This is a genomic window from Micromonospora sp. LOL_025 (assembly GCF_048060285.1).
Lineage (GTDB): Bacteria > Actinomycetota > Actinomycetes > Mycobacteriales > Micromonosporaceae > Micromonospora.
Genome location: NZ_JBHMIR010000004.1, coordinates 247,460 through 266,726 on the forward strand (window position 1 = coordinate 247,460; position 19,267 = coordinate 266,726).

The 19,267-nt window shown below is 72.6% G+C and carries 16 protein-coding genes and 1 tRNA gene; 11 read left to right on the forward strand and 6 right to left on the reverse strand.

Features of this window, described 5'->3' with window-relative positions:
- Positions 1–60: 60 nt before the first annotated feature.
- Positions 61–146: transfer RNA gene (locus ACFHW0_RS07975), tRNA-Leu, on the reverse strand.
- A gap of 226 nt (positions 147–372) precedes the next feature.
- Here ACFHW0_RS07975 and ACFHW0_RS07980 point away from each other — a divergent pair.
- The 8 genes from ACFHW0_RS07980 to ACFHW0_RS08015 all read left to right on the forward strand — a co-directional run bounded on the left by ACFHW0_RS07980 (position 373) and on the right by ACFHW0_RS08015 (position 10,116).
- Positions 373–1,161: an FhaA domain-containing protein gene (locus tag ACFHW0_RS07980; RefSeq protein WP_088996759.1), complete on the forward strand. Its 789-nt coding sequence runs from the start codon at positions 373–375 to the stop codon at positions 1,159–1,161.
- Between the two features lie 6 nt (positions 1,162–1,167).
- Entirely contained in the window at positions 1,168–1,653 is a 486-nt protein-coding gene (locus ACFHW0_RS07985; RefSeq protein WP_121397334.1) for an FHA domain-containing protein FhaB/FipA, read from the forward strand.
- Positions 1,650–3,086, forward strand: a complete 1,437-nt coding sequence (locus ACFHW0_RS07990; protein WP_416606509.1) for a PP2C family protein-serine/threonine phosphatase — start codon at positions 1,650–1,652, stop codon at positions 3,084–3,086. The genes ACFHW0_RS07985 and ACFHW0_RS07990 overlap by 4 nt, the downstream gene beginning before the upstream one ends.
- 25 nt (positions 3,087–3,111) lie before the next feature.
- On the forward strand, positions 3,112–4,602 hold the full coding sequence (locus ACFHW0_RS07995) for an FtsW/RodA/SpoVE family cell cycle protein (protein WP_416606510.1): 1,491 nt from the start codon (positions 3,112–3,114) through the stop codon (positions 4,600–4,602).
- On the forward strand, positions 4,599–6,104 hold the full coding sequence (locus ACFHW0_RS08000; protein ID WP_416606512.1) for a peptidoglycan D,D-transpeptidase FtsI family protein: 1,506 nt from the start codon (positions 4,599–4,601) through the stop codon (positions 6,102–6,104). Before ACFHW0_RS07995 ends, ACFHW0_RS08000 begins: the two co-directional genes overlap by 4 nt.
- 1 nt (position 6,105) lies before the next feature.
- Complete coding sequence (locus tag ACFHW0_RS08005; protein ID WP_416606515.1) at positions 6,106–7,506, forward strand: serine/threonine-protein kinase; 1,401 nt, start codon at positions 6,106–6,108, stop codon at positions 7,504–7,506.
- A complete protein-coding gene (gene pknB, locus ACFHW0_RS08010) occupies positions 7,503–9,311 on the forward strand; it encodes a Stk1 family PASTA domain-containing Ser/Thr kinase (protein ID WP_416606516.1) in 1,809 nt (602 codons plus the stop codon). Before ACFHW0_RS08005 ends, pknB begins: the two co-directional genes overlap by 4 nt.
- A 187-nt stretch (positions 9,312–9,498) precedes the next feature.
- A complete protein-coding gene (locus tag ACFHW0_RS08015) occupies positions 9,499–10,116 on the forward strand; it encodes a SanA/YdcF family protein (RefSeq protein ID WP_416606518.1) in 618 nt (205 codons plus the stop codon).
- 84 nt (positions 10,117–10,200) lie between these two features.
- Here the strand turns inward: ACFHW0_RS08015 and ACFHW0_RS08020 are convergent, their stop codons facing one another.
- From ACFHW0_RS08020 to ACFHW0_RS08035, 4 genes are read right to left on the reverse strand one after another with little or no spacing between them, the layout of a single operon-like run.
- Positions 10,201–10,851: an aminodeoxychorismate/anthranilate synthase component II gene (locus ACFHW0_RS08020; protein WP_416606521.1), complete on the reverse strand. Its 651-nt coding sequence runs from the start codon at positions 10,849–10,851 to the stop codon at positions 10,201–10,203.
- A 7-nt stretch (positions 10,852–10,858) separates the two neighbouring features.
- Positions 10,859–11,146: a hypothetical protein gene (locus ACFHW0_RS08025; protein WP_416606522.1), complete on the reverse strand. Its 288-nt coding sequence runs from the start codon at positions 11,144–11,146 to the stop codon at positions 10,859–10,861.
- A 2-nt stretch (positions 11,147–11,148) separates the two neighbouring features.
- On the reverse strand, positions 11,149–13,212 hold the full coding sequence (locus ACFHW0_RS08030; RefSeq protein ID WP_416606523.1) for a class E sortase: 2,064 nt from the start codon (positions 13,210–13,212) through the stop codon (positions 11,149–11,151).
- Positions 13,209–14,015 (reverse strand): DUF881 domain-containing protein, encoded by an 807-nt coding sequence (locus tag ACFHW0_RS08035; protein WP_416606524.1) that lies wholly within the window; start codon positions 14,013–14,015, stop codon positions 13,209–13,211. Before ACFHW0_RS08035 ends, ACFHW0_RS08030 begins: the two co-directional genes overlap by 4 nt.
- Positions 14,016–14,242: 227 nt before the next feature.
- Here ACFHW0_RS08035 and ACFHW0_RS08040 point away from each other — a divergent pair, with 227 nt between their 5' ends.
- Positions 14,243–14,506, forward strand: a complete 264-nt coding sequence (locus ACFHW0_RS08040) for a cell division protein CrgA (protein WP_089002723.1) — start codon at positions 14,243–14,245, stop codon at positions 14,504–14,506.
- A 382-nt stretch (positions 14,507–14,888) separates the two neighbouring features.
- Positions 14,889–17,147: a (Fe-S)-binding protein gene (locus ACFHW0_RS08045; protein ID WP_416606526.1), complete on the forward strand. Its 2,259-nt coding sequence runs from the start codon at positions 14,889–14,891 to the stop codon at positions 17,145–17,147.
- A 60-nt stretch (positions 17,148–17,207) separates the two neighbouring features.
- On the opposite strand, the gene ACFHW0_RS08050 is transcribed toward ACFHW0_RS08045, so the two are convergent.
- Positions 17,208–17,888, reverse strand: a complete 681-nt coding sequence (locus tag ACFHW0_RS08050) for a GOLPH3/VPS74 family protein (RefSeq protein ID WP_416606528.1) — start codon at positions 17,886–17,888, stop codon at positions 17,208–17,210.
- A 326-nt stretch (positions 17,889–18,214) separates the two neighbouring features.
- Between ACFHW0_RS08050 and ACFHW0_RS08055 the strand changes: the two genes are divergently transcribed.
- Entirely contained in the window at positions 18,215–19,213 is a 999-nt protein-coding gene (locus tag ACFHW0_RS08055) for an NlpC/P60 family protein (protein ID WP_416606530.1), read from the forward strand.
- Positions 19,214–19,267 lie beyond the last annotated feature (54 nt).

Sequence of the window (19,267 nt, forward strand, 5' to 3'; positions counted from 1 at the left end):
ACGTACGGCACGCCCCGATACGGCGCGAGGGCCCCGCATCGCTGCGGAGCCCTCGCGTATTGGTGGGGAAGGGGGGAGTTGAACCCCCACGCCCTTTCGGGCACACGGACCTGAACCGTGCGCGTCTGCCATTCCGCCACTTCCCCGTGGCCTGACCTCGAAGACTGTAGTCTGTGCCGGACCTGCTGTCTCCAGCGGGTCCCGGACATCCTAGCCGGTCCGTGGTCGTTGCGACGATCGGTTACCGTCCGAGGAGCGGTTACCGTTCGTGGCGGACGAAAGAGTAGCACGGCAGTATCGGCCCGTCCGAACGGGCCGCCGTCAGACGGCCGAGCGGCGTGTGAGCTGCGCGCGCGCCGGCCGGATACCATCATGTCCTCGGGACCCGAGGAGGAGCCGGTGAGCGTGCTGCAACGCTTCGAGAAGCGTCTGGAAGGCCTGGTCGAGGGGGCCTTCGCCAAGGTCTTCAAAGGGGTGGTCCACCCCGTGGAGATCCTCAACGCCATGCAGCGGGAGGCCGAGGCGCACAAGGCGATCCTGGCCGGTGGGCGCACGTTGGTGCCCAACCGCTACGTGATCGATCTCTCGCCCTACGACCACAGTCGTCTGGCGCCGTACGCCGCCGCGCTGGCCCAGGAGCTGGCCCAGTCGCAGGCGGAGTTCATCGGCGAGCAGGCCTGGACGGTCTACGGCGACGTGATCGTCGAGATCGAACGCGGCGAGGGGCTGGACACCGGGATGTTCCGGGTCACCGCCGAGGTCTACACCGGCGGCGAGGTCGCCCCGGTCTCGGCGCCCGGCTACGACGCGGGCCCGCCCGCCTATCCGGCGTACGACCAGGGTGGCGGCTACGGTCCTCCGCCCGGCCACGGCGGCGGCCGCAACGTGCGGCTGGTCTCCGGCGACGGGCGCACCTACCCCCTCCAGATGGGCTCGACGGTGATCGGCCGCGGCGACCAGGCCAACCTGCGCCTGCCCGACGTGGGGATCTCGCGGCGACACGCCCGGCTGGACTTCGACGGCGGTCAGGTCGTGCTGACCGATCTCGGGTCGACCAACGGCACCATGGTCAACGGCCAGCGGGTCTCCGCCGTCGCCCTCAACCCCGGCGACATGATCCAGCTCGGCACCACGACGCTGACCTTCCGCGTGGACGGCTGACCCGCCTTGCCGGAACTGGTCATCACCGTCGCCCGGTTCGGGTTCCTCATCCTGCTGTGGATCTTCGTGTTCACCGTGGTCGGCGTGATCCGCCGGGACCTCTTCGCGGGCGCCCGGTCGGGCCGGCTGGTGGCCGCCCCCCGGGCCGTCGGCGCCTCGCTCGGGCAGGCGGCGAAGCCGACGAAGGCGAAGCGGGGCAGGGCGGCGCACCAGCTCGTGGTGACCGCCGGCCAGCTGGCGGGGACCCGGATCACCCTCGGCGAAGCGCAGATCACCATCGGCCGGGCGGAGGATTCCACCCTCGTCATCACCGACGACTACGCCTCGGCACGGCACGCCCGACTGGTGCCGCGCGACGGCCAGTGGTTCGTCGAGGACCTCGGCTCGACTAACGGCACCTACCTGGATCGCGCTAAGGTCACCGGACCAACCCCCGTCCCCCTCGGCGTGCCGATCCGGATCGGCCGCACTTCTCTCGAATTACGGCCATGACTCTGACCCTGCGCTATGCGGCCCACAGCGACCGCGGTCTGATCCGAGACGGTAATCAGGATTCCGTCTACGCCGGGCCGCGGCTTCTCGCCGTCGCCGACGGCATGGGCGGCATGGCCGCCGGTGACGTCGCCAGCAACATCGTCATCGGTGCCATGGCGCCGCTCGACGAGGACGTCCCCGGTGACGCCCTCGTCGACGCGTTGCGTTCGGCCGTGGGCACCGCCAACCAGCAGCTCCGCGACACCGTGGACGCCAACCCCCAGCTGGAGGGGATGGGCACCACGCTCACCGCGACCCTCTTCTCCGGCAGCAAGCTGGGCATGGTCCACATCGGTGACTCGCGGGCCTACCTCCTGCGCAACGGCGAGTTCGCGCAGATCACCAAGGACGACACGTACGTCCAGATGCTCGTCGACGAGGGCCGCATCAGCGCCGAGGAGGCGAGCAGCCACCCCCAGCGCTCGCTGCTCACCCGGGCGCTCGACGGCCGCGACATCGACCCGGAATACAGCGTCCGCCAGGTGCTCCCCGGCGACCGCTACCTGATCTGCAGCGACGGCCTCTCGGGTGTGGTCAGCGCCGACACCATCGGCGAGACGATGCGCGAGTACACCGACCCGCAGCAGTGCGTCGAGCGGTTGGTGCAGCTCGCCCTGCGCGGCGGCGGCCCGGACAACATCACGGTGATCATCGCGGACGCCACCGACCAGGACATCGTCGAGGCGAGCCCGATCGTCGGCGGCGCCGCCGCCCGGGACCGGGGCATGGCGACCTCCGCCGACGTGTCCACGCCGGCCGCCCGCGCGTCCGCCCTCTCCGCGCCCCGCCCGCCCGTTCCCGAGGAGCCGGCGGCCGGTGCCGACGACGAGTCGGAGCGCCCACGGCGTCGGCCGGTACGGGCCGCCGCGATCTCGGTGGCGCTGCTGGTGCTCGTCGGCGGCGCGGTCTTCGGCGGCTGGAGCTACACCCAGCGGCAGTACTACGTCGGCGCGACCGAGAACGGCCAGGTCGCGGTGTTCCGGGGCATCCAGGGCGAGATCGCCGGCATGGACCTGTCGACGGTGCACTCCACCAGCCCGGCGGACCTGGAGGACCTGACGCTGGCCGCCCAGGAGCAGGTCAAGCAGGGCATCCCGGCCAAGAGCGAGCCCGACGCCGAGCGTCGACTGGCCGAGCTGACCAGCGACGACCCGATGAACCCGAACCTCAAGCCCATCTGCCCGCCGAGCCCGAGCGCCGTGGCCGCCACCACCGCCCCGACGCCGACCCCCGCCCCGGTGTCGCCCGCTCCGACCGTCAGCGCAAGTGCGAGCGCCCCGGTCAGCGGCCGGCCGAGCATGCCGGCCGCGCCGACCACCACGCCCGACGCCCCGCCCTCCGACACCGACTCGCCGGCGCTCGACCCCGCCGCGTGCCGGTCGCCGGAGTAGGCGCGGCTCGATCCGAGGACGTTCCGTGACCGCAGCGGCCATTCCGGCATCCTCGCCCGCCACCACGGGCGAGCAGCCCGGCGTACGCCTGGCCCGGTCCCGGCGCAACGCCGAGCTGTCGTTGCTGCTGGTCGCCATGGTGCTGGTGGCCGCGTACGGGGCGATGGTCGAGGCGAAGGTGCTCGACACCGTCACGGCCGACTTCTGGATGCCGGCCGCCGCGCTCACGGCCGTGTTCCTCGGCCTGCACCTGGTGATCCGGTTCCTGGCACCCTTCGCCGACCCGGCCCTGCTGCCGGCGGTCGCCCTGCTCAACGGGATCGGGGTGGGCTTCCTGCGCCGGCTCGACCTGGGCAGCGCGGCGCCCGCCGAGCGGGAGGACCTGGCCATCTTCGCCGGGACGGGCGGCCGGCAGCTCGCCTGGACGCTCGCCTCGGTCGTCCTCGCGGCCGGCCTGCTCGCCCTCATGCGCGACCACCGCTCGGTGTCCCGCTACGCGTACACGCTGGGGCTGGCCGGCATCGTGCTGGTGATGATCCCGGCGGTGCTGCCCAGCCGGTTCTCCGAGATCAACGGCGCGAAGCTGTGGGTCCGGGTCGGGGGCTTCTCCATCCAGCCGGGTGAGTTCGCCAAGCTGGCCCTGCTGGTCTTCTTCGCCTACTACCTGGTGCGCAAGCGCGAGGTGCTGTCGCTGGCGAGCCGCCGGTTCCTCGGCATCGACTTCCCCCGCGGGCGCGACCTCGGCCCGGTGGTCGTGGTCTGGCTGATCAGCGTCCTGGTCCTCGTCTTCGAGAAGGACCTCGGCACCTCGCTGCTCTACTTCGGCATGTTCGTGGTGACCCTCTACATCGCCACCGAACGGGTCAGTTGGTTGCTCATCGGTCTGGTGCTCTTCTTCGGCGGCGTCTACCTGGCGTACGTGCTCGGGGAAGTGGTCGGCGGGCCGTTCGCCAACTTCTACCTGCGCGCGCAGATCTGGCTGGACCCGTTCGCCGACCCGTACAACGACGGCTACCAGCTCGTGCAGGGCCTGCTCGCGCTCGGCACGGGCGGCCTGTTCGGCGCGGGGCCCGGTGGTGGCCAGCCGGGCCTGCTGCCCGAGGTGCAGAACGACTTCATCTTCGCCGGCATCGGTGAGGAGATCGGGCTCTTCGGCCTGTCCGCGCTGCTCGTGGTCTACCTGCTGATCGTCGAGCGGGGGCTGCGGGCGGCGCTGGCGGTGCGGGACTCGTTCGGCAAGCTGCTGGCCGGCGGCCTGGCCTTCACCCTCGGGCTCCAGGTCTTCGTGATCGTCGGCGGGATCAGCAAGCTCATCCCGCTGACCGGCCAGACCACCCCGTTCCTCTCCGCCGGTGGTTCCTCGCTGATGGCCAACTGGCTGCTCATCGCGGTCCTGCTCCGGATTTCCGACGGCGCCCGCCGGCCCGTCACCGGCAGTGGCGGCAAGGCCGCCCGACCGTCCGGCGGCCCGCCGGAGCAGCTGCACGGTGCCCCCACGGAGGTGATCAGGCCGTGAACGCACCCCTGCGCCGCGTCGGCATCGTCGTCATGGTTCTCTTCGGTCTGCTCTTCGCGAACCTGAACTGGATCCAGGCCTACAAGGCCGACGAGTACCGCACCAGCGACTACAACGGCCGGGTCCAGGTCGCCGAGTACGAGCGCCGGCGCGGCAACATCGAGGCCGGCGGCACCGCCTTCGCGCTCAGCAAGGAGACCGACGGCGAGCTGAAGTTCCAGCGCGCCTACCCGGGCGGGGCGAGGTACGCGCACGTGCTCGGCTACAAGCCGGTCAACCTCGCCGAGACGGGCATCGAGAAGTTCGAGAACGACTTCCTGGCCGGCACCAGCGACCAGCTCATCGCCAACCGGGTCAAGGACATGTTCACCGGTGACCAGTCCGGCGGCGGAAACGTGCTGCTCACGGTCTCCAAGGGCGCCCAGAACGCCGCGTTCGAGCAGTTGCGGAACAACCGCGTCGACGCCTCCAAGGGCGCGGCGATCGCCGTCGACCCGCGTACCGGGGCGGTGCAGGCGCTGGTCTCGATGCCCAGCTTCGACCCCAACCCGCTGGTCAGCCACAACACCAACGAGGCCACGGCCGCGCACAACAAGCTGGAGCAGGACGCCGAGGGCCCGCTGAAGAACCGGGCCCTCGGCGAGGTGCTGCCCCCGGGCTCCACCTTCAAGATCGTGGTCGCCGCCGCGGCGCTGGAGAACGGCGTCGGTCAGCAGACGAGGATCCCGGCCGGGCCCAGCTGGACCCCGCCGACCTCGGGCACGCCGATCCGCAACGCGGCCCCGTCGATCTGCCCCGAGGACGAGGTCACCCTGATCAACGCGGTGACCGAGTCGTGCAACACGGGCTTCGCGCAGCTCGGCGTGCGGCTCGGTCCCGACAAGATCAAGGAGAAGGCCCGGCAGTTCGGCTTCGAGCAGGAGGACCTCACCGTCGGCCACCTCAACGAGGGCGGCCACCCGGTGGCGGCGAGCCGGACCGGCAGCATGCAGAACGCCGACGGCGGGGCCGACCCGGCCGCGCTGGCCCAGTCCTCCATCGGGCAGCGCGACGTGCGGATGACCCCGCTCCAGGGCGCCATGATCGCCGCGACGGTCGCCAACGGCGGCAGCCAGATGCGGCCGTACCTGGTCCGCCAGCTGCTCGCCCCCGACCGCACCACCAGCTACTACACCGCCAAGCCCAAGGAGCTGCGGCAGCCGGTCAGCGGCCAGGTCGCCAACGACCTGCGCGACATGATGGTCAGCGTGGTCGAGAACGGTTCCGGCACGAACGCGCAGCTCAGGGGCTACACGGTCGGCGGCAAGACCGGCACCGCCCAGTCCGCGCCGGACCGGCCCGACCACGGCTGGTTCATTGGCTTCGCCCTGGACAAGAACGGCACGCCGGTCTCTGCGGTCTGCGTGGTGCTGGAGCAGGCCGGCCCCGGCGGCAGCGCCGAGGCGGCCCGGATCGCCGGGCAGATCATGCGCGCCGCCATCGCCGACCCGGGGGGCCGCTGACATGCTCAGCCCGGGGGTGCAGCTCGGCAACCGTTACCGCCTGGACGAGCGGATCGCCAGCGGCGGCATGGGCGACGTCTGGCGCGGCACCGACCAGGTGCTCGGCCGTACGGTCGCCGTCAAGAGCCTGCTCCCCGCGCTGCTCGACGACCCCGACTTCGCCGAGCGCTTCCGGGGCGAGGCCCGCACCATGGCCACGATCAACCACCCCGGTGTGGTCGACGTCTACGACTTCGGCAACGACCAGCAGATCGCCTTCCTGGTGATGGAGTACGTCGAGGGCGACGCGCTGTCGGCCACGTTGGCCCGGGTCGGCCGGCTCACCCCGGCGCGCACGATGGCGCTCGTCGCCCAGGCCGCCGACGCGCTGCACGCGGCGCACGTGAAGGGCATCGTGCACCGGGACGTGAAGCCCGGCAACCTGCTGGTCCGGCCCAACGGCACCCTGGTGCTCACCGACTTCGGCATCGCCCGCTCGGAGCTGGTCGCCCAGCTCACCGCGGCCGGCTCGGTGCTCGGCACCGCCTCGTACATCTCCCCGGAGCAGGCCACCGGCGGGGTCGCCACGCCCGCGTCCGACGTCTACGCGCTCGGCGTGGTGGCCTACCAGTGCCTTGCCGGCCGGCGTCCGTTCGAGGGTGACAACCCCCTCGAGATCGCCATGCGGCACGTCCGGGAGGCGCCCCGCCCGCTGCCCGCCGACATCCCGCCGCAGGTCCGGGCGGTGGTCGAGCGGGCCCTGGCGAAGGACCCGGCCGCACGCTGGCCCAGCGCCGCCACGCTGGCGGGGGTGGCCCGTCAGCTGAAGGCCCAGCTCTCCCAGCAGGCCCGGGCCGCCGGCCAGCCCATCTCCGCCGCCCCGGCGTCGCCGGCCGCCCCGCCCGGCCGCGCCCAGGTGCCGCCGCCGCGTCCGCCGGTGTCGCCCCACCGGCCGCCGAACGTCGCCGCGCAGCCGCCGCGTCCGCCCATGACGGCCCACCGGCCGCCCGCGGCGAACCCCCGGCCGGCCGCCACGCCGCACCGCCCCACCACGGTCGCGCCCCGCCCGCAGATGGCGCCGAACGGCTACCCGCGCGGCGCGGCGCCCGTGCCGCAGGCCCGCCCGATGCCGTACGCGGGACACGCCGTCCCGCCGGCGCACCAGCCGGGCGGACAGCGGTCCCGGTCCGGGATGGTGTTTCTCGCCGTCCTCGTGGCCGTACTGGTCCTCGTCTGCTCCGGCGTGATTTCCTACAGCGTGCGGGAGGGCACGAAGTCGGGTGCGGCCACCTCGCGGACGGTGACGTCCGGCGCGCTGTGGCCCGACGGACGCGACGATCCGACCGGAACGTCGTACCGTCGACAGGAACTGCCCCGGTCGGGCAGCGACGAGACGACGAGCGAAGGACGACAGACGCGATGACAGCGCAGGCCCGCCTGCTCGGTGGCAGGTACCAGGTCGGCGAGCTGCTCGGCTACGGCGGTATGGCCGAGGTGCACCGCGGTCGCGATCTCCGGCTCGGTCGGGACGTCGCGATCAAGATGCTCCGCACCGACCTCGCCCGGGACGCCACCTTCCAGATGCGGTTCCGCAGGGAGGCGCAGAACGCCGCGTCCCTCAACCACCCGGCGATCGTCGCCGTCTACGACACCGGCGAGGAGACCGCGCCCACCGGCGAGACCCTGCCGTTCATCGTGATGGAGTTCGTCAACGGGCGGACCCTCAAGGAGGTGCTGGGCGTCGAGGGGCGGCTCCAGCCGCGCCGGGCGCTGGAGATCTGCGCCGACATGTGCGCGGCCCTGGAGTTCAGCCACCGGCACGGCATCATCCACCGCGACATCAAGCCCGGCAACGTGATGCTCACCCAGACCGGCCAGGTCAAGGTGATGGACTTCGGCATCGCGCGGGCGTTGGCCAGCGGCGCCACCACCATGACCCAGACCAGCGCGGTCATCGGTACGGCGCAGTACCTCTCGCCCGAGCAGGCGCGCGGCGAGGCGGTCGACGCCCGCTCCGACGTCTACGCCGCCGGCTGTGTGCTCTTCGAGCTGGTCTGCGGGCATCCGCCGTTCGTCGGCGACAGCCCGGTCAGCGTGGCCTACCAGCACGTACGCGAGACGCCCCCGACCCCGAGCGACATCAACCCGGACGTCAACCCCGCGGTCGACGCGATCGTGCTCAAGGCGCTGTCGAAGAACCCCCTCAACCGCTACCAGAGCGCCGGCGAGATGCGGGCCGACCTGCTCCGCGCGGCCGCCGGCCGCCCGGTGATGGCGACCCCCGTGCTGCCGCAGGAGGAGACGACGCAGCTCGCCCCGGCCGGCGCCGGTTATGCGGGCGCCCCCGGCGCCCCGCAGACCCGGCAGATGCCGGCCCGGGTCGGCGACCCGCGCCGGCGTAAGGCGTCCTCCTGGCTGATCGCGACGTTCGCCGCGGTGGGCGTCCTCGCGGTGATCGCCCTCGCCGCCGCCCTGCTGAGCCAGCGCGACGGCGACGACCGGGCCACGGTCCCCACGGTGACCGGCCTGACCCAGCAGGAGGCGTTCGCCCGGATCGAGCAGGCCAACCTGGTGCCCAAGGAGGGCGACCCGGTCTTCAACAAGGATTGCCAGAAGGGCCAGGTGGTCGACCAGGCCCCGCCCGCCAACTCCGCGCTGGAGCCCAACCGCGAGGTCGTCGTCCGGGTCTGCGGCGGCGTGGAGATGAAGGCCATCCCGTCGGACCTCAAGGGCTCTACCTATGAGGGCGCGAAGAAGCGGCTGGAGGAAGCCGGCTTCAAGGTGGAGCGGAAGCTGAAGGACGACGCCGAGAAGGAGGGCATCGTCCTTGACGTGTCGCCCGAGGAGGGCAAGCAGGTCGCCGCGGAGAGCACGGTCGTCCTCACCGTCTCCAGGGGCAATGTCGGCAAGGTGCCCAACGTGGTCGGCTCCAGCGAGGACGACGCCAAGGAGGAGCTGGACGAGGCGGGCTACCGGATCGACGTCAAGCAGGGCCGCGAGGTGCCGCCGGACGAGGCCGGCCGGGTCACCTCGCAGACCCCGCAGGCCGGCAGCAACCTCGCCAGGGGCAAGACCGTGACGATTGTGGTCACCGTGCCGCAGGCCGAGCCGACGCCCACCGACTCGGGAAGCCCGACGCCCAGCACCACGCCGACAACCCCCGGTGACGGCGGCGGCGGGGGCTTCCCGCTGCCGACCACTCCGCCGATCCGGCTGCCCGAGCGCTGACCCGCCCGTGAGCGCGGGGGACACGGCCGGGCGGCGCCCTGCGGATGCCGCCGGTCAGGGTCCTACTGTTGCCGCCGGGCGGCGCTCTCGGGCTGCCGGCGACGACAACGATCGGCCGGCGACAGGCGCGGCGGAGCGGACGAGTCGGCGGCGGCGCCGCCTGATCCGCGCGGCGACCCTGGGCCTGGTGGCGCTGCTCCTGGCCAGCCTTCCCTGGCTCTGGACGACGACCGCCGCCCGCGGCCACCTGTACGGCGAGGCCGAGGCGCCGGCCGCCGACGTCGTGATCGTCCTGGGCACCGCCGTGGCGGCGGATGGCCGTCACCCGGGTGACCGGCTCACCGGCCGCTTGGAGACCGCCGCCGCGCTGGTGACCAGCGGGCGGGCCCGGGTCGTCCTCGTGTCGGGCGACGGGGGCGGCGCGTCCGGCGACGAGACGGCGGCGATGACGGCCCACCTGACCGAGCGGCTCGGCGTCGATGCGCGCCGAGTGGTGGCGGACCCGTTCGGCCTGGACACCTACGACACCTGCGCCCGGGCGCGCGACGTGTACGGCGTCGAGCGCGCCCTGATCGTGACCCAGTCCTACCACCTGTCCCGCGCGGTGACGCTGTGCCGGCACCTCGGCCTCGACGTCGAAGGGGTGGCCGCCCGCTGTTCCGGCTGCGGGACCGCCCTGCTCGTCGGCAAGGCCGTCCGGGACTACTTCGCCAGCGGCAAGGCGGCATGGGACGCGGTCCGGGGCAGGCCGCCCGCGGTCAGCTCGCCTGCGGACCCGGCGATCCAGGACGCCCTCAAGAGCTGACCGCGCGGCGGGCGGGCGCAGGACCCCCATGCCGGCCTCAGGCATTCCGTGACGAGTGCTGACGACGATCCGACCGCGAGGCCGTCAGGCGGTGGCGAAGGCGGCGCGGCGGCGCGCGTCGACCTCGGCGGCAAGCGCCGGGGCCCGCTCCAGCGCCTCAGGGTGACCGCAGGCGGCGAGCCAGTTCGCCAGCATCAGGTGACCGCCCTCGGTCAGCACCGACTCCGGGTGGAACTGGACGCCCTCGATCGGCAGCGTACGGTGCCGCATCGCCATCACCACCCCGGAACCCGTCCAGCCGGTGACCTCCAGCTCCTCGGGCAGCGTCTCGGGCAGCACGGCGAGCGAGTGGTAGCGGGTGGCGGTGAACGGGTCCGGCAGGCCGGCGAGGACCCCGACGTCGCGGTGGCGGACCTCGGAGGTCTTGCCGTGCAGCAGCTCGGGGGCGCGGGTCACAGTGGCGCCGAAGGCCTCGCCGATGGCCTGGTGGCCCAGGCAGACGCCGAAGATCGGCAGCTCGCCCGCGTACGCACGGACGACGTCGAGACAGATGCCGGCGCGGTCGGGGCTGCCGGGGCCGGGTGAGAGCAGTACGCCGGCCGCGCCGACCCTGCCCACCTCGGCGACCTCGATCTCGTCGTTGCGCCGGACCTCGCAGTCCACGCCGAGCTGGCCGAGGTACTGCACGAGGTTGAAGACGAACGAGTCGTAGTTGTCGATCACCAGGACACGCATCAGGGGCTCACTCGTCCGGGGAGGAAGGCGGGGTGTTGTTCTCGTCGGTGTCGTACGGCAGGTCGTGCTCGTCGCCGGGCGGGGCGTCCTCGCCCTCCCCGCCGCCCGGCACCGAGTCGCCGCCGGGGTCGCCGGAATTCTGGGTGACCTGCACGTCGTCGAAGGGCAGCAGGGGCTCGGCCCAGGGGAACACCACGTACCAGAGCAGGGCCACCATCGCGCTGGTGATCAGCAGGCTGCCGACGAGCTTGCCGGGCAGCCCGAAGGGGAGCTTGCGCCAGATCCAGCCGTACACCGTCAGGCCCCCAGTTCCGCCGGGCGCCCCGCCGACTTCGGCTGGCTGCGTGCCAGCTCGGCGTGGATGATCAGGCGTTGGTAGTTGTCGAACTTCGGGTTGCAGGTGGTCAGGGTGAGCATCGACTTGGTCGGCTTCTGCCCGGGCTTGCCCGGCACGGGCGCCACGACCTCGACCTGGGTGGGCTTCACGATGCGGCTCTGGGTCACCTTGTAGACGTGCCAGTCGGTCTTGCCCTCCACCACGATGGCGTCCCCGTCGTTCAGCTCGTCGAGCCGCCAGAAGGTGGCCCGGTTGCGGTGCCCGGCGACGGAGAAGTTGCCGACCTGGCCCGGCAGGGCGCTGGAGGGGTAGTGGCCCGGCGCGTACCGGATGTCCTTCTGGGTGACGCCCTCGACGACGACCCAGTTCTTGTCGAGCTTGGGGATGTAGAGCCCGGCGATGGGCTTGCCCTGCACGGGCGGCTTCGGCTTGGTCGACGCGCTGGCCGACGGCGCCACCGTCGGGTCGCCTTCGGGGCCCCACGCCTGCGCCAGTTGCTGGCTGAGGTCGTTCTGGTGGGCGTCGACGATCGCCGACTTGCCCCAGACCTCGTAGCCGGCGAAGAGCAGCACCACCAGGCCGAAGGTGATCAGCAGTTCGCCGCTGACCCGGATGCCGGTACGCAGCCGGGAGCCCAGCGACGGCCGGGTGAGCTCCGAGTAGACGCTCTTGTAGCCCTCGCCGGTCTGCTCCGGGCGGAGCTGGACCACCCGCTCGCCCCGGCGTGGCCGAGGCTGCTCGGCGGGACTGGCCGGGCCCTCCGGCTCGTCCGTCTTCGGGGGACGCGGTACCGCGCCCATCAGGGCGGTCGACTCGACGAGTGCGGCAGGGGCGGTCGGCGTACGCCCGGGGACGGCCGGGATCAGGGCGGTGGCCCCGGCATCGACGTCGCGGCCCGGGCCGGCCGGGGAGACCGGGCTCGACGGACCGTTGGCCGACGCGCCCACCTTGGGGATGAAGGCGGTCGGCGCGTCGGCGGGCGGCCGGCCTTCCCGGGCGGCGGCCCGATCGACCGGCGGACGGACCGAGTGCCCGCCGGCGGGACCGGTGATCCCGGTCGCGCCCGGCAGCCGGAGATCGTCGGACGACGACGCGGGATGCGGTGGGGCGGCCGGCCGGACCGGGCCGGCGCCGGGCCACGGCGGCGACCCACCGGCACCGGGCCGGGCGGCCGGGCCGGAGTCGGCCGGGCCGGGGCGGCGGAGGTCGGCGGGGTCCGGCCGGTCGAAGCCCGCAGGGCCGGCCCGGCGGGAGTCACCGGCTCCACGCCGGTCGAAGTCGGCGGAGCCAGGACGGTCGAGGTCGGCGGGGCGGCCGAAGCCGGGGGGCGCCGGGCGGTCGGAGTCGGCGGGCCGGGAACGGCGGGAGTCGGCGGGTCCGGGACGGTCGAAGTCGGCGGGGCGGTCGAAGCCCGAGGGCGCCGGGCGGTCGAGGTCGCCGGACCCACGCCGGTCGAAGTCGGACCCCTGCCGGTCGAAGTCGGACCCCTGCCGGTCGAAGCCGGCGGGCCTCGGGCGGCCGAAATCCGCGGGCGCCTCGCGGCCGAAGTCTGCCGGACCGGGCTGGCCGGCGTCGGCAGGGCCGCGCCGCTCGGGGTCGGCGGAGCCGGGGCGGCCGAAGTTGGCGGGCCAGGGACGGCCGAAGTCTGCCGGACCGGGGCGGCCGGGCTCGGTGGGCCGGGTCGGGCCGCCGGCGGAGCGGGCCTGGTCGGCGCGCGGCGGGAAATGGCCGGGGTTCGCAGGACGGCCGGGTTCCGGCGTCGGGCGGGCGGGGTCGGGCGCGGCGCGCGACCATCCGGCGGAAGGGCCGGCGGGCGTGCGACCGTCGCCGGCCGGATCGGGCCCGTGGGGCGGACGGGGAGCCGGGGAGCGGGGCGGGAGCGTGGGCTCCGGCCAGGCGCCGGCGGGGCGGGCCGGGGCGGGCCCGGGTCGGTCGACCTTGGGCAGGAAGGCGGTCGGCCCGTCGTCCTCGTCGCGGTGACGGCCGTCGCGGTCCTCGGGCCGGTCGTCCGGCACGCGGCTCACCGGGGCACCGTCGCCGAGCGCAGCGTGGTCGAGTCCTCGAACGCCGGCACGGTCACCGTGGAGACGGTCTCCTTGTAACCGAGCTTGTAGTCGTCGACCAGGTCCCTGAACAACCGGACTCCCTGTGAGTCGGCGAGGGCCTGCCGCAGGGCAGCGGGATCGCCGATTGCTACGATCTTGAATGGTGGGGAGTACACCCGGCCGTGCAGCAGCAGGGTGTTACCCACGCAGCGTACCGCGCTGGTCGACAGCACGCGGACGTTCATGATGGACATGGCCTCCGCGCCACCCGCCCAGAGGGCGTTCACCACCGCCTGTACGTCCCCCTGGTGGACGACCAGGTCGTCGTTGGTGGCCCCGGCGGGCAGCGTGCCGTCGTTGCGTCGGGGCGCGTCGTCGAGCTCCACCGTCACCCCGGGCCCCGAGAGCGCGGTGAAGCCGGCGTCGTCGCGGCTGGCGGCGGCCCGGTCCTGCTGCTCCCTGATCGGGCCGTCGGAGCTGGCCAGGGCGCTCGTGCGGCCTTCGACCTCGTCGCGCAGGTCTGCCGCCCGCCGCTCGCTGGCCGCCACCTCCGCGCGCCGGTCCTCGATCAACTGGTTGAGCTGGGGTCGGCGGTCCTCCCGCAGGGCGGTGCCGCCGGCGGTGGTGGCCGTGGTGGTGAAGAGCAGCCCGGCCGCGGCGGCGATCAGCGGCACCCCGATCGACCAGCCTGGTCGTCGCTGCCGTGGGCGCCGAGGCAGCAGCCCGGCGACCGCCCGCCGGAGCACCTTCTGCCAGGAGGCCGCGCCGGATGTGTACTCCACGGAGCGTTCCTTCCCCGTCGTCTGGTTCAGCCCGCGCAGGCGCGAGCCGCCGCGGCGACCCGAACAGTCCCGCCTTTTTCGGTCACTCCGTGCACTGGGCTCGCCCCATTCGTGGATTGGACGGGCCTTCGGGACTACGCTAGCTGTCGAACATTATTGGCCATGGACCGTCGCCCCCGCGCCCGGTTGTCAGGCCGGACGAGGTCGTAACCCCTCTGGAGAGCGTCGTGCCCAAGTCTCAGGTCCGCAAGAAGAAGGTGTACACCCCGCCGACGGACGTCCGTCCGACGGCGACGGCGGCGACGCGCAAGCCTAGCCCGGTGTGGCTTCCGGTCTCGGCGGTCGCCCTCATCGTTTTCGGCATCGGCTGGCTGGTGGTCTACTACCTCTCCGAGCAGGAGTACCCGGTCATGGCGTGGGGTTACTGGAACCTCGCGGTGGGCTTCGGCGCCATGGTCGCCTCACTCATCCTGCTCTCCCGCTGGCGCTGAGCGTCCTGCTCTCCCGCCGGCGCTGAGCGCCGCGCCCCGCCGTCGGCCCGGCGGCGGGGTGTCCAGGCGCCATCAGTTTGCCGTCGACGTCGTTCGGTCTGTGGGCCGGTGGCGTGGCAATCCATGTCACTCGGGGAGCCCCTACCCGGCGGTCGCGGTGCGTTCGCCCTAAGGTGTGCGCAGGGCGGCGCGGCCCGGTGCGAGATGACTCACGTTACTCCTGGGTAACCTTGCGCGTAGGCTGCACTGCATGACCGAGCGGAGCGAGGTCATCGACCGGTCCGGTCGAGGGTGCGGCGGCTGCGGCTCGCCGATCGTGCCCTGACCCGGGCCCCGGTCGCCGAGCCCGCTCGACAGGCAGCAGACCGGGGAGGCCAACTCGATGGGCAGCGTCCAGATCGTCACCACGATCCTCGCGTTCGCCATCACCGCCGTGGCGGTGTGGCTTGCGGTACGCGCGGTCATGAAGATGGTGGCCGTCATCCGGCTGGGTCAGCCGGACCCGACCCGTTTCGGCGACAAGGGCACCCGCGCGAAGACGATGCTGGCCGAGACCGCCGGCCACACCCGCATGCTCCGCTGGAGCGTGGTGGGTGCGGCGCACTGGTTCGTGATGGTCGGCTTCATCGTGCTGTCGCTGCTGGTGCTGGAGGCGTACTTCGAGGTCGTCTCCCCGACCGGCGGGCTGCCCCTGGTCGGCAACTGGGCGATCTACGGGCTGGTCACCGAGTGGCTCGCGATCCTGGGCCTCGTCAGCATCCTGGTGCTGATCGCGATCCGGCTCCGCAACCGGCCCACCCGGCCGGGCGGGAAGTCCCGGTTCACCGGCTCGACCATGTGGCAGGGCTACTTCGTCGAGGGCATCATCCTCGCCGTACTGGTCATGGGCTTCGTCATCCGAGGCTTCAAGGTCGCCACCGACCACTTCGAGTACCCGGTCTGGGCCGCCCCGCTCAGCCACGCCGTCGGCGCGGTGCTGCCGAACTGGGAGGCCGGCGTCAGCATCGCCGCGCTCGTCAAGATCGTCATCTCGATGACCTGGCTCATCGTGATCGCGCTGAACGTCACCATGGGCGTCGCCTGGCACCGCTTCCTGGCCTTCTTCAACATCTTCTTCAAGCGTGACCCGGGCGCCAACGTCTCCGGCCTCGGCGCCCTGCGCCCGATGACGAGCCAGGGCAAGCCGCTGGACTTCGAGGAGGCCGACCCCGAGTCCGACCAGTTCGGCGTCGCCCAGGTCGAGCAGTTCACCTGGAAGGGCCTGCTGGACTTCAGCACCTGCACCGAGTGTGGCCGCTGCCAGTCACAGTGCCCGGCCTGGAACACCGGCAAGCCGTTGTCGCCGAAGCTGCTGGTGCTCAGCCTGCGCGACCACGCGTACGCGAAGGCGCCGTACCTGCTGGCCGGCGGCGGCAAGGACCTGACCGGCGAGGAGAAGGCCACCGCCGCCCAGCTCGCCCACATGGACGTGCTGGCGCTGGCCGAGGCCGAGAAGCCGCTGATCGGCACCGCCGAGGAAGGCGGCATCATCGACCCGGACGTGCTCTGGTCCTGCACCACCTGCGGTGCCTGCGTCGAGCAGTGCCCGGTCGACATCGAGCACGTCGACCACATCGTCGACATGCGCCGCTACCAGGTGCTCATCGAGTCCAGCTTCCCGTCGGAGGCCGGCGTGATGCTGCGCAACCTGGAGAACAAGGGCAACCCGTGGGGCGCCCCGCAGAACACCCGCGAGGACTGGACCAAGGGCCTGGACTTCGAGGTGCCGCGGGTCGGCGAGGTCGACGACTTCGAGTACCTCTTCTGGGTCGGCTGCGCCGGCGCCTTCGAGGACCGGGCCAAGAAGACCACCCGGGCGGTCGCCACGCTGCTCAACGAGGCCGGCGTGAAGTTCGCGATCCTCGGCGAGGGCGAGACCTGCTCCGGCGACCCGGCCCGCCGCATCGGCAACGAGTTCGTCTTCCAGATGCTCGCCCAGCAGAACGTCGAGACCCTCAACGAGGCGTTCGAGGGCCGGGAGAAGAGCAAGCGGAAGATCGTCGCCACCTGCCCGCACTGCTTCAACACCCTCGGCAACGAGTACGGCCAGCTCGGCGGCGAGTTCGAGGTGGTCCACCACACCCAGCTCCTGGCGCACCTGGTCGCCACCGGCAAGCTCACCCCGGTGCAGCCGGTCGACGGCGGCGTCACCTACCACGACCCCTGCTACCTGGGCCGGCACAACCGGGTCTTCGCCCCGCCGCGCGAGGTGCTGGGGTCCGCCATCTCCGGCGGAGCCGGTGCTGGTCAGGATGGTGCAGCCGTCGAATCCGGCGCAGGCCGCGCCAGCGGCCTCATCGAGATGCCCCGCAACAGCGAGCGCTCCTTCTGCTGCGGCGCCGGCGGCGCCCGGATGTGGATGGAGGAGAAGATCGGCAAGCGGATCAACGTGGACCGGGTCGAGGAGGCCATGTCCACCGGGGCGAAGACGGTCGCCGTCGGCTGCCCGTTCTGCTCGACGATGCTCAACGACGGGGTGAACGGCAAGGGCGCCGGGGAGCAGGTCGAGGTCGTCGACGTGGCCAGCGTGCTGCTCCGGTCGGTCAAGCCCGAGCAGGCGCCGGGCGGCACCGACACCGAGCGGTTGCCGGTCGCCGGCTGACGCGTACCCCCTGCGACGCCCGACGGCGGCGGCACCTTCCGGTGCCGCCGCCGTCGTCGTTCAGGAGTTCGTGGTGGTCACGATGACGGCCGTGGCCGCCGTGGTGGTGGCGATCAGCACGGCGGCCTGGGTCTCCTCGATGGCCTTCCGCGTGGCGGCGGACGCCCAGTCGCCGGCCGCGATCTCGGTCAGTCGCCGCTTGACCTGCTCCTTCGGCAGCTCCGCGAAGAGCTTGCGGTCCAGGCCGACGGCCCGGGCGAGGCCGATGAGCGCGGCCGTCCGCCCGTCCACCGGCCCGTCCGCGGCCACGGCGGCGACCATCCGCTGCCGTGCCTGCGTCTCCATCGCCGGCTCCGCGCCGCTGGCGGACGGGTAGCGGGTACGCGGGAAGACCCACAGCACCTTGTCCGAGTCGCGACGGAGCACGCCGGCGGTGACCAGCCCGTCCAGCACCTGCTCGGGCAGGTCCTTGGCGAGCCGGCTGATCCAGTCGCTCGGCTTGCGCCGCTTCGGATCGGTGGCGATCCGGGTCAGCGCGTCGTCGAGCTGCCGCTGCCCGACGGGGGTCGGGTCGGTCACCACCAGCCGGTCGTCCGCGATCTCGACCCGACCGGCGAGCGTCAGCTCCAGCAGCAGGGCACCGGCCAGGCCGTAGTCGAGCGTGGGCCGGCCGAGCCGGTTGACGCCCGCGTCGTCGTAGCCGAGCAGGACGAGTTCGTGAGCGAGCGTGAGTGGGGCCATGCCCCGACGGTAGCCGGGGCCGGCGAGCGGGGCAGATCTTCCGCCCCTGACCGGCGGTGGCACATGTGCTGGTCAGCGACGGCCGCCGCCCTCTCGGGGTGGTCACGCTCGACGACGTACTGACCGCGATCGTTGGCAGGCGGGCCGACACCCTTGGTACGCAAGCGGTTGCGCAGGCGTGAAGTGGCGCTCGGCCGCCTTGATTCCGCTGCCGGCCTTCCCTAATGTTGGGCACCGGCCGCTGTGGGTCGTCTGTCTCGCCCCTCTTCCCTCGCGCGAGGCGCCAAGCGGCCGGGTTGCAAAAGGAGTCGGTGCCGGTGGCAACCATGCCCCCTCATCGTCACGCACCGGGACGGTCTGCTCGTCCGGGTGGCCTGCGTAGGGTCGCCCACCGTCTGCTCACCCTGGTCGCCGCGGCGGCGGTCGGCGCCGGCATGCTGGCCGCGCCCGCCCACGCCGAGCCCTCGGTCGACGAGATCGAGGCCGCGATCGACAAGAAGTGGGAGCAGCTCGAGCCCACCATCGAGCAGTACAACAAGGTGCGGGCGCAACTGAAGGTCAACCGCAAGAAGTCGGAGGACCTCCAGAAGAAGATCCAGCCGTTGGCGCTGGAGAGCGAGCTGGCGATGGACCGGGTCGGCGACCTCGCCTCCCGCTACTACATCTCCGGCCCGTCGCACGAGATCGGCGCGCTGCTGGTCAGCGCCAAGCCCGACACGCTGACCGAGCAGCTGACCCTGCTGGACCGGCTGGCCGCGCAGGAGCGCAGGCAGCTCGAGGGCGTGACCAAGGTCCGCGAGAAGTACGACGCGGAGAAGCAGAAGCTCGACACGCTCATCACCACCCAGACGAAGCAGCAGAACGACCTGGCGGCGAAGAAGAAGCAGATCGACACCGACATCAAGAAGCTCGAGGCGTCGCTGCCGGTGACGACCGTCAAGACGGAGAAGTGCCCGACCATCAACGGCGTGGTCAGCGACGCGGCCCGGACCGCGATCCGGACCGCCTGCGCGCAGGTCGGCGACCCGTACGTCTGGGGTGCCACCGGCCCGAACTCGTTCGACTGCTCCGGCCTGACCCAGTACGCCTACAAGGCGGCGGGTATCCACCTGACGCACTTCACGGGCGCGCAGTGGAACGAGGGCAAGGCCATCCCGCGCTCCGAGGCACGCCCCGGCGACCTGGTCTTCTTCAAGGCGGACCTGAGCCACGTCGGCCTCTACCTCGGCAACGACAAGATGGTGCACGCGCCCCGGGCCGGCAAGCCGGTCAACGTCTCCAGCATCAACACCATGCCGGTGGCCGGGTTCCGCAGGCCCGGCTGATCCGCACGGCGCTACGAGAGGGCCCCCGGTCGATCCCGACCGGGGGCCCTCGTC

Excerpts from the sequence above, each read along its gene's own strand:
- ACFHW0_RS07980 (WP_088996759.1), top strand. The coding sequence starts at position 373 with ATGTCCTCGGGACCCGAGGAGGAGCCGGTGAGCGTGCTGCAACGCTTC.
- ACFHW0_RS08045 (WP_416606526.1), top strand. The coding sequence starts at position 14,889 with ATGGGCAGCGTCCAGATCGTCACCACGATCCTCGCGTTCGCCATCACC.
- ACFHW0_RS07990 (WP_416606509.1), top strand. The coding sequence starts at position 1,650 with ATGACTCTGACCCTGCGCTATGCGGCCCACAGCGACCGCGGTCTGATC.
- ACFHW0_RS08020 (WP_416606521.1), bottom strand. The coding sequence starts at position 10,851 with ATGCGTGTCCTGGTGATCGACAACTACGACTCGTTCGTCTTCAACCTC.
- ACFHW0_RS08005 (WP_416606515.1), top strand. The coding sequence starts at position 6,106 with ATGCTCAGCCCGGGGGTGCAGCTCGGCAACCGTTACCGCCTGGACGAG.
- ACFHW0_RS08055 (WP_416606530.1), top strand. The coding sequence starts at position 18,215 with ATGCCCCCTCATCGTCACGCACCGGGACGGTCTGCTCGTCCGGGTGGC.
- pknB (WP_416606516.1), top strand. The coding sequence starts at position 7,503 with ATGACAGCGCAGGCCCGCCTGCTCGGTGGCAGGTACCAGGTCGGCGAG.
- ACFHW0_RS08050 (WP_416606528.1), bottom strand. The coding sequence starts at position 17,888 with ATGGCCCCACTCACGCTCGCTCACGAACTCGTCCTGCTCGGCTACGAC.